This is a genomic window from Vibrio sp. 10N.286.55.E10 (assembly GCF_002872555.1).
Classification (GTDB): domain Bacteria; phylum Pseudomonadota; class Gammaproteobacteria; order Enterobacterales; family Vibrionaceae; genus Vibrio; species Vibrio crassostreae.
Genome location: NZ_MCSD01000003.1, coordinates 116,584 through 125,802 on the forward strand (window position 1 = coordinate 116,584; position 9,219 = coordinate 125,802).

The following is a 9,219-nucleotide window of genomic DNA, read 5'->3' on the forward strand; positions in this document are numbered from 1 at the left end:
CAATGGGAATCACCATGGCTAAAACAGTAGGCATCACAGAAGAAGAACTTTATGCGGCAGTTAACTGGAGCGATGAAAGCAGTCAATACGAAGATATTCAGTACCACAAGTCTGACGATGGTATTGCAAAAATCACGATTGCGCGTCCTCAAGTCCACAATGCCTTCCGTCCACAAACCGTAAAAGAGATGATCAATGCATTGGCTGACGCTCGTTACGACGAGAAGGTTGGCGTAATCATTTTGACGGGCCTTGGTGAGAAGGCGTTCTGTTCTGGTGGTGACCAAAGTATTCGCGGTGACTACGGCGGCTACCAAGACGATTCAGGTACACATCACCTGAACGTACTGGATTTCCAACGTCAAATTCGTACTTGTCCAAAACCAGTAATCGCAGCGGTATCGGGTTGGGCTGTCGGTGGCGGTCATGTACTTCACATGATGGCAGACCTTACGATTGCTGCTGAAAACGCGCAGTTCGGTCAGACTGGTCCTAAAGTAGGTTCATTCGATGGCGGCTGGGGTGCTTCTTACATGGCTCGTATCGTTGGCCAAAAGAAAGCGCGTGAAATCTGGTTCCTATGCCGTTTCTACGATGCTCAAGAAGCATTGGACATGGGCTTGGTGAACACGGTTGTGCCTGTCGCTGACCTAGAAAAAGAAACCGTTCGTTGGTGTCGTGAAGTGCTGCAACACAGCCCAATGGCTCTACGTTGCTTGAAAGCAGCTCTTAATGCTGACTGTGATGGTCAAGCCGGTCTACAAGAGTTGGCTGGTAACGCAACCATGATGTTCTACATGACAGAGGAAGGTCAAGAAGGCCGCAACGCATTCAACGAGAAACGTCGACCGGACTTCGACAAGTTCCCGCGTAACCCATAGTCTTTCTCCTTTTCAAAATGAGTCGCTAATAGCGGCTCGTTTTGTTTTGATGTTCCCCGTTTTTTAGGAAACTTTATGAACTCAGTGAATTCTCAGCGTCACGCTAAACTCTACCGTTATCAATTACCTATGGATAGTGGAGTGGTTCTTCGTGACAATAAGTTGAACGAACGCGTTGGCTATGTCATCCAACTAGAGTGTGACGGTAAAACAGGTTTTGGTGAAGTTGCGCCTCTGCCAGGCTTCAGCCAAGAAGATGCTGAACAAGCCGGTATTCAACTGCAACATGAATTAGAGCTTTGGAGTCACAACAACCCTCAAACGCCTTTTAATGAGCTATACCCTTCTGTTGCCTTCGGTTTTTCGATGGCGATGATGGAATTACGAGGCGAACTCAACACTGAAGGTAATTACCAGGCTGCGCCTTTGTGTACAGGTGATCCAGATGAACTGATCCCTGTACTAAATGAAATGGAAGGCGAGAAGGTTGCAAAAGTGAAAGTCGGCCTCTACGAAGCGATTCGCGATGGCATGCTGGTTAGCTTATTCCTTGAATCGATTCCGGATTTGACTCTAAGGCTTGATGCCAACCGTGCGTGGAAGCCAGAAAAAGCGAAGCAGTTCATTAAGTACATTTCGCCTTCATTACGTCAGCGTATCAGCTTTATTGAAGAGCCTTGCCAAAAGCCGGAAGACAGCTTGGCATTTGCTATTGACCACGGCGTAGCGATTGCTTGGGATGAAACACTGCAAGAAGCTGTGCGTAATCCAGAGTTTGATCTTAGCGACCTTACTGGTGTTAAAGCTGTAGTTATCAAGCCAACTCTCATTGGCTCTGTAGAGCGTTGTGTGGCAATCATTGAGCGTGCACAGCAACTTGGAATTAAACCTGTATTGAGTTCAAGCATTGAGTCGAGCCTAGGTCTGACTCAGATTGCTCGTCTGGCGCAGCAATATCTGCCAAATGAAGTGCCGGGGCTGGATACGATTGGCTTGTATCAGCAACAGTTGGAAGTTTCATGGCCGGGTTGCCAACTTCCTGTTTCGACTCTTGAACAGCAGCAACTGATTTGGTCTTCATAGGCCGATCGTTTGATTGGCTTAGACACTTTTCAATCTATAACTTGGTTATCTTATTATGCGCCCACAATCTAATCATCACCCACTTTGGGAACAGTGGGCGCAGCAGAACCCACTTCAACCAGCGCTAGTGACTACTCACCGCACTTATACTTGGCAACAAGTGTTTGTGTTGGTGAGTGAGTACCAACAACAGCTATCTCATCAAGGCCTATCTGAAGGTGATGTACTGACGATTGTTGGTAAGAATCAATCTGAAGTGATCCCTGTTTACCTTGCCGCACTCAATTTGGGTGTGGTTTGTGCGTTTACTATGCCTCAGCCTAGTTTACGCCTGAAGCAAAAGCTCGATGCCTTATATCAAGCAGATCAACAGAGCTACCTTTGGCTTTTGGACAGTAGCGGGATAGAGCAATCAGAGACTGCTGATTTGAATACTCAGTTGGTGACCTTACCTTGTTTAAATGAAGTGAAGGTCGATGGTGATGACAGTTGGATAACGACATCTCAAGAGTCCAACTTCAATCCGCAAAATCTAGCGAGCATCGTATTCACATCGGGCTCGACCGGAAACCCAAAAGCGGTCGGCCACACACTTGAGCAGCACTTATGTTCTGCGTCAGGGCTACTTGAGGTGTTTCGTTATCAACAAGGTGACACGTGGTTACTGAGTTTACCTATGTACCATGTGTCGGGACTGGCGATAGTTCATCGTTGGGTGGCGGCTGGTGGCTGCATAAAAATAGGCACAGGTCAGCTTGAAACCGATATAGAAGGTTGCAGCCATGCCTCGTTAGTGGCTACTCAGTTACATCGATTGTTAAAGAGTAAGCAAGCACTTACTTTAACTCATGTACTTTTGGGTGGTAGCCATATTCCAGAGGCGCTTGGCCTTGAAGCTCAGCAAATGGGGATTGAGACTTGGCTTGGTTATGGGATGACGGAAGCAGCCTCAACGGTGACGGCAAAGCCTGTCGATGCGAGCAGCACTGCTGGTTTTGTGCTGAATCATCGTCAATTGAAAATTGAAAACCAACGTATCTATATTAGAGGCAATACCCTCGCTTCTGGTTACTACTATCAGGGCGCTTTAACCCCACTAGTGGATACTCAGGGTTGGTTTGATAGCAAAGATCTTGGTGAGTGGGTTGGCGAACAAGTGTCGATTATTGGCCGTGCCGACAATCAGTTTATTTCTGGTGGTGAGAACATTCATTGCGAAGAAATTGAGCGAGTACTCAATCAATTGTCTGAGGTTAATCAGGCCTTTATTGTTCCCATTGAAGATGATGAGTTCGGATTCCGACCTGCAGCGATTGTCGATTGTGTTGAGTTGCCAACCAAAGAGTGGTTTGCAGAGCAGCTACAAGGAAGCCTAGAGCGATTTAAGTTCCCTATTGAGTACTACCGCATGCCTCAGCAAGAACAGTTAGGTATTAAGGTATCACGCGCGGGATTAGCGCAGTGGTTGTTGCAACACCGGCGCTCTAACTAGTTGAGTCGGAGGTCTTTTTGTTCACTTGGCCTGCAGTTAGTTAATTTAGCAATTAGATAGTTCAAAACAGAATTTATTATCTTTATAACCATCAATCATAATAAGCCATATAAATAACGGATTATAGAATAAGGTCTTATTATGAAAATTGCCCTCATCATCGCGGTTTTGCTGCAGATAGGCCAAGCGGTTACTTCGTCGGGGTTGACTCGCTCGTTGGCTGAACTCACCGCATTTGTGTTGGTTGTGGTACTCGTTTTAATGAAAAGAGAGAGCAAGAAGAGTGATAAGCCCCTGTTTGATTCGTGATTGTTGCAACAAAGAATATTTTTACCACAAACGATAAAGGCAAAGCCCATTTGAGCTTTGCCTTTTTGTTGTGTCATTCGCTAATCTGAGTGTCTAGGTAATCGAGCAACTATCTAGAGCGTTCGCTTGCGGTCTAGGTGAGAGTTAACCACGCCAATGAACCTGTCGAGATCATGACCCACATTGTAATACCAAACATCAATGGTTTCGGTCCTGCTGCTTTTAACTTCTCAACTGAAATACCACAGCCAATTAAGAACAAACACACCACCAGTGCTCGCTTAGACACATCAAAGATTCCTTGATAAACCATCTCAAATTGTGGCAGTAAGTCACTCACTGCGATAGCAGCGCAATAGAAGAAAATGAAGTAGGGAACCGTAATCTTCTTTTGATCGTTCTTGAAGAGCATCGCACTGATTAAAGCGATTGGGATGATCCAAAGTGCCCGAGCGAGCTTCAATGTGGTCGCTGTCGTCAGTGCTTCTTCGCCATACGCTGAAGCTGCGCCGACAACTGAAGACGTATCGTGAATCGCAATAGCTGCCCAAGTACCAAATGTTTGTTGGCTGAGTTCAAGCGCGTGACCAATCATAGGGAATAAGAATAGAGCGACCGAGTTCAACACGAATACAGTGGCTAACGCCAAACCAATCTGTTCATCGTCTGCTTTGATCGCGGGTGCCACTGCTGCTATCGCGCTACCACCACAAATCGCGGTACCAGAAGAGATAAGGTAACCCGTTGTGCGGTCTAGCCCCATTCTCTTAGCCAAGAACCAACCAATGACTAATGTACCGATAATCGTCGTTACAATGAGACCAATACCATCGCCTGTTACCGCTAATGCTTTTTCAAACTGAATGCCAAAACCCAAGCCAACAATCGAGTAAGCTAGTAGCTTTTTGGTGAGTTTGCCGACTTCCAAGTGTTCAGGGACTAAACCTAAACTAGCAAGTAGGAAACCGATAACCAGGGCTGTCGGTGAGCTGACCCAAGGCGTTAAGCAAAACAGCGCAGCAAGATAAAACGGAACGGACTTTTTTAGGTTCATTGTATTTAGAGTCTTGTTTTGTAGTGATGTTATTGTAATGAGACCACTATACGTTCAATAAAATGATAAGTAAGTCTAAATGAATTGAACAAACGTTAAGGAAAACTTAACGCTTGTTCAGCTGATATGAATAAAGGGCTGGTTAGCTAGCGTAGAGATCCGCGAAGATTGGACACCGACTGTCGAAGAGTTTCACAAGAGGCTTCTTTAGGTGCAATAGGTTCGCCAGCTTCTATCTCTAATTTGGTCCAGAAGCGAGTGGGTAGCCCTTTGCAGGCACGGCCTTTGTAACGACTAAAGTAGCTTCCCCATAATCCTTTGAGAGCCATAGGGATCACAGGGACAGGGGAGCGTTTGATAATTAGCTCCATACCACGCATGAACTCAGCCACTTCGCCATCAGAGGTTAGCTTTCCTTCTGGGAAAATACACACGATGTGGCCTTCATGCAGGGCTCGCTCTACTTCTTTAAAAGCGTTTCGTATCGAACTGCGGTTGGTTGCTGAGATTGGAATCACCCCAGCTCTTTTCAAGAAACGTCGAATCGGCGGCAACTTGGTGTATTCCTCTTCCATCACGAAACGGATAAGACGAGGGCAAACCGCACTCAGCAGCAGTGCATCCATATAACTTACATGATTGCAGACAATTAACGCACCGCCTTTTTCTGGCAGGTGATGTAAGTTTTTATGCCTAACTCGGTACATGGTGTGAGTGACCACCCACGTAAAGAAACGGAAAGCGTAGATAGGAACCTGATAAAACAGGTACAGCATCACCAAAGTGTTTCCCAACGCGAGCAACACAAACAGCTGTGGAATCGAAAGCTCTAAAACGCTAAGGCAAACAATACCTAAAACCGCACTTCCTACCATGAACAGTGAGTTGTAGATATTGAGCCCGGCGATCACTTGGGCACGTTCGTCAGGCTTGGCACGCAATTGCATCAGTGAATACAGAGGAACAATAAAGATACCGCCAGAGACACCCAATAGCAGAAGGTAAGCAAAGAGTGGCCATAGTTCTGAATAGGTTACGAATTGATGGAAAGAGCTAAAGTGAGGCAAAGACTCCGGGATGGATATCGCCATCAAAAGACCGAAGATCGAAATACCTAAGCTGCCCATTGGCACGATGCCAATCTCAATGCGGTGGTTAGATAACTTATCGCAAGCCAAAGAGCCGATCGCGATGCCTACTGAGAACAGTGCCAGTAAAAAGGCGACTGAGCTTTCAGTGCCGTTTAGATGCAGTTTGGTGAAGTTGGGAAACTGAGTTAGGTAAGCTGCACCAAGGAACCAGAACCAGCTTATAGACATTAGAGCTTGAAAGGTTGGGCGGTCTTTTTTGGCAATCGCCAGTGTTGCACGGGTGAGCTTTACAGGTTGCCACTTCACTTTCAGGTCTGGTGCATTACTTGGCGCTTGTGGAATAAAGCAGCTTGATACATAGCCAAGCACGGCGAACGAAACAATACACACTGCGGCAATGAGCTTTGCGCCTTCTTCAGATGCAATGATGCCTGCGCCTAGAGTACCGATCAGGATCGCTAAGAATGTACCTGTTTCGACGAGAGCATTACCAGATACCAGTTCTTTTGTTTCTAACTGTTGTGGAAGCAGGGCGTATTTCACAGGGCCAAAGAAAGCACTTTGTGTTCCCATAAGGAACAGAAGCAGAAGTAATATTCCGTAGCTTTCATAGATAAATCCGATCGCACCCAGTGACATAATCACCACTTCAAGGAGCTTAACTTTACGGATAAACCACGATTTTTCGTATTTATCAGCCAGTACACCGGCTAAAGCTGAGAATAGGAAGAAGGGCAGAATAAACAGGCCAGCGGCCAAATTAATGAATAGATTGCTAGAAATAGGCAGCGTGTCTACGCTTGCGAAAGCAACAAACAGTAACAGGACATTTTTGAATATGTTGTCGTTAAAGGCTCCTAGAAATTGGGTAATAAAGTAGGGTAGGAACCTTTTTTGCGTTAACAGCGAAGATTGGCTGCTGTTGTTCATTGTCTTTCCTTGGATGATTACCAGTTGGTTAAGTAGTTTGAGACTAGGTTATTGATCAACTCTTTACCATCGATTGGCTCAGCGGCGAAAAATTTATCATCAACGCTGAGTAGAGTAATTCCATGTACTCCAGACCATAATACACGGCTAGCTTTAACGACTTCGCTTTTAGTATGTTCAGGGGCAATAGCTATTAATAGTTGCTCTAGCATACCTGTCATTCTATCGATGCGGTTTGATTGCCATTCAGGAAGGTTTTCACCGTTCATGTTGTGCTCAAAGATAAGCTGCCAACGGTGAGGATGTTTTTGTGCAAAATCGTGGTAACAGTATGCAAGGTTGAATAGAGCTTGTTGAGGGTTGCTCGATTGTTCAACCGCTGCAGCAGATTCTGACGCCAGTTCATCTAATGTTTGAGCGACCACATGTAATAGCAATAGGTTGTAGTTACCAAATACATTCACCAAGGTACTTGGAACGTAACCAATCATATTGGCGATTTTACGTAGACTTAACTCGTGATAAGAGTGCTCTTCTAAGAAGTCGGTCACCGTTTTTAAGGTTAATTGCACTAATTGTTCGCGAGTATGATCGTTTCGTCTTGCCATGGGTACTTTCTATTAAATGAACATCGTTCAATATTTTAATGCTGCCCCAGAGTGCCGTCAATCCCTTCGCTAGTTCAGTAATCAATTAATGGCCGCAATATTATGATACATGTGTAAAGGCCGTGAATATTTCATTGTTCTTTGTTAACGAGTATGATTAAGGTGTCGAAAGATAAAGAACCCTATAAAGGATAATAATGAAACGATTTTTCTCACTAGTCGCGATCCTGTTGGTAACAGTCGCGGTGACGCCAATCGCGGAAGCGAAAAAGTTTGGTGGTGGTAAGTCATTTGGCAAAAGCTTTAAAACGGCTCCAGCACCAAAACAACAAAACACGAATTCGATCCGACAAGATCAAACGGGTAAGAACACAGCAGCTAACTCTAGCAAGAAAGGCCTTATGGGCGGTCTACTAGGTGGTTTACTTGCTGGTGGTCTTTTAGCAGCATTCTTTGGTGGCGCATTTGAAGGTATCCAGTTTATGGATATTCTTATCATGGGTCTGATTGCGTTCCTAGCGTTTAAATTCCTACGTGGAATGTTGGGTGCGAAGCAGGGCTCAATGAATCAGCAGAATGCACGTGGCCAGCAGCCAGCATTCGGCGGAATGGGTCAGAACAAGTTTGAACAACCTAAGCAGCAACCAAACGTTCATAACTTCGAACAAGCACAGCCTCAATCACAAGGCGCTGCTGGTGGTTTCGGTTTTGGTGCACAAAGCGATGTTCCACATAACTACCCACCAGGCTTTGATCAAGCGGCATTCATCAATGGCTCTCGTGAGCACTACCGTACACTGCAAGGTGCATGGAACCACAACGAGCTAAACACGATTGAAGAGTACGTGTCTCCAAGCCTATTTGAAGATCTAAAAGTTGAGCGTAATAAGCTGGACGGTGATCAGCACACAGACGTAATGTACGTTGATGCTGAAATCGTTCGCGCAGACCATGATGGTAGCAAAGCGCAGCTAAGCCTTCAGTTTAGCGGTCGCTACCGTGATACAGCGGACGGCATTGAAGAAGATATCACTGATATCTGGCACTTAGAGCGTGATTTAACGACTCAAAATGCACCGTGGTTAATTGTTGGTATTCAAGGTTAATCTCGATAGTTAACTAAAAATGAGTTAACTTGACATTACTTTGATTATTGAAAGCCCTTACGGAGAAATCTGTAGGGGCTTTTTTGTGTCCGGTTGTTTGGAACTGTAAATTCTAAGAAGGGCGTTTGCCTTCGGCTTACAGAAGATGCGGTTCTTTAGATATTCGCGTTGCTAGAAAACAGTACCATCACGACAATTATTTAGAGTGATACTTTGTGCTAACAGTGAGTTAGGCTGAACGCAAGTTACTCATTTTACTTAGATATTCAATCGAGGCTATCTAACCAAGATAGAGGTATTAATCGTGACGACTGAGTTTTTCGAGCCGATACTAGAACCTGAAACATCACTACAGCAGAAACAACAAATAGCGGACGAGTGTGAGGAGCATGTATCTACAAACTGCTTAGGTTGCGCTGCTTACTTGGTATGTGGACGCCACATGGAAGCCTGGAGAGACTGAGCGCTCAATGATCTTTAAGAGATTCAATCTTGTTGTGAGATCTACGGATAGAAGTTTGAAGTGTTGAACTTAGACAGAAGCGGTTTCAACTTCTGTCTTGATAAAACAGGGTTTTTCAATAACGCGTTCAGAAACGAAAAAAGCCAACTCAATGAGTTGGCTTTTCGATTTTCCAATTAAGGAGAATATGGTGGAGGGAGAC

General features: G+C 45.2%; 8 protein-coding genes. 5 read left to right on the forward strand and 3 right to left on the reverse strand.

The annotated features are described in order from the left end of the window. Positions 1–14: 14 nt before the first annotated feature. From menB to BCV39_RS23090, 4 genes are all read left to right on the forward strand, one after another. Positions 15–881 carry a 1,4-dihydroxy-2-naphthoyl-CoA synthase gene (gene menB, locus BCV39_RS02365; protein ID WP_017060170.1) on the forward strand — a complete coding sequence of 289 codons (867 nt, stop codon included), beginning with the start codon at positions 15–17 and terminating at the stop codon, positions 879–881. Between the two features lie 75 nt (positions 882–956). Further along, positions 957–1,964, forward strand: a complete 1,008-nt coding sequence (gene menC, locus BCV39_RS02370; protein ID WP_048668480.1) for an o-succinylbenzoate synthase — start codon at positions 957–959, stop codon at positions 1,962–1,964. Between the two features lie 52 nt (positions 1,965–2,016). Further along, the gene (gene menE, locus BCV39_RS02375; RefSeq protein ID WP_102432827.1) at positions 2,017–3,456 is read left to right on the forward strand and encodes an o-succinylbenzoate--CoA ligase; all 1,440 of its coding nucleotides are present in this window, start codon (positions 2,017–2,019) and stop codon (positions 3,454–3,456) included. 141 nt (positions 3,457–3,597) lie between these two features. Next, complete coding sequence (locus tag BCV39_RS23090) at positions 3,598–3,765, forward strand: hypothetical protein (protein WP_048664248.1); 168 nt, start codon at positions 3,598–3,600, stop codon at positions 3,763–3,765. Positions 3,766–3,898: 133 nt separating this feature from the next. Here the strand turns inward: BCV39_RS23090 and BCV39_RS02380 are convergent, their stop codons facing one another. The 3 genes from BCV39_RS02380 to BCV39_RS02390 form a co-directional block, all read right to left on the reverse strand. After that, entirely contained in the window at positions 3,899–4,819 is a 921-nt protein-coding gene (locus BCV39_RS02380; RefSeq protein ID WP_102432826.1) for a putative sulfate exporter family transporter, read from the reverse strand. Positions 4,820–4,965: 146 nt separating this feature from the next. Beyond that, positions 4,966–6,840: an MFS transporter gene (locus BCV39_RS02385; protein WP_102432825.1), complete on the reverse strand. Its 1,875-nt coding sequence runs from the start codon at positions 6,838–6,840 to the stop codon at positions 4,966–4,968. Between the two features lie 17 nt (positions 6,841–6,857). Next, a complete protein-coding gene (locus tag BCV39_RS02390; RefSeq protein WP_017071712.1) occupies positions 6,858–7,448 on the reverse strand; it encodes a TetR-like C-terminal domain-containing protein in 591 nt (196 codons plus the stop codon). Between the two features lie 197 nt (positions 7,449–7,645). Here BCV39_RS02390 and BCV39_RS02395 point away from each other — a divergent pair, with 197 nt between their 5' ends. Next, positions 7,646–8,554 (forward strand): TIM44-like domain-containing protein, encoded by a 909-nt coding sequence (locus tag BCV39_RS02395; protein WP_057622939.1) that lies wholly within the window; start codon positions 7,646–7,648, stop codon positions 8,552–8,554. Positions 8,555–9,219: the final 665 nt, after the last annotated feature.

What these genes read in the sequence shown, in the direction of transcription:
- menB (WP_017060170.1), top strand. Translation starts at nt 15, where the DNA reads ATGGCTAAAACAGTAGGCATCACAGAAGAAGAACTTTATGCGGCAGTT.
- menC (WP_048668480.1), top strand. Translation starts at nt 957, where the DNA reads ATGAACTCAGTGAATTCTCAGCGTCACGCTAAACTCTACCGTTATCAA.
- BCV39_RS23090 (WP_048664248.1), top strand. Translation starts at nt 3,598, where the DNA reads ATGAAAATTGCCCTCATCATCGCGGTTTTGCTGCAGATAGGCCAAGCG.
- BCV39_RS02380 (WP_102432826.1), bottom strand. Translation starts at nt 4,819, where the DNA reads ATGAACCTAAAAAAGTCCGTTCCGTTTTATCTTGCTGCGCTGTTTTGC.
- BCV39_RS02385 (WP_102432825.1), bottom strand. Translation starts at nt 6,840, where the DNA reads ATGAACAACAGCAGCCAATCTTCGCTGTTAACGCAAAAAAGGTTCCTA.
- BCV39_RS02390 (WP_017071712.1), bottom strand. Translation starts at nt 7,448, where the DNA reads ATGGCAAGACGAAACGATCATACTCGCGAACAATTAGTGCAATTAACC.
- BCV39_RS02395 (WP_057622939.1), top strand. Translation starts at nt 7,646, where the DNA reads ATGAAACGATTTTTCTCACTAGTCGCGATCCTGTTGGTAACAGTCGCG.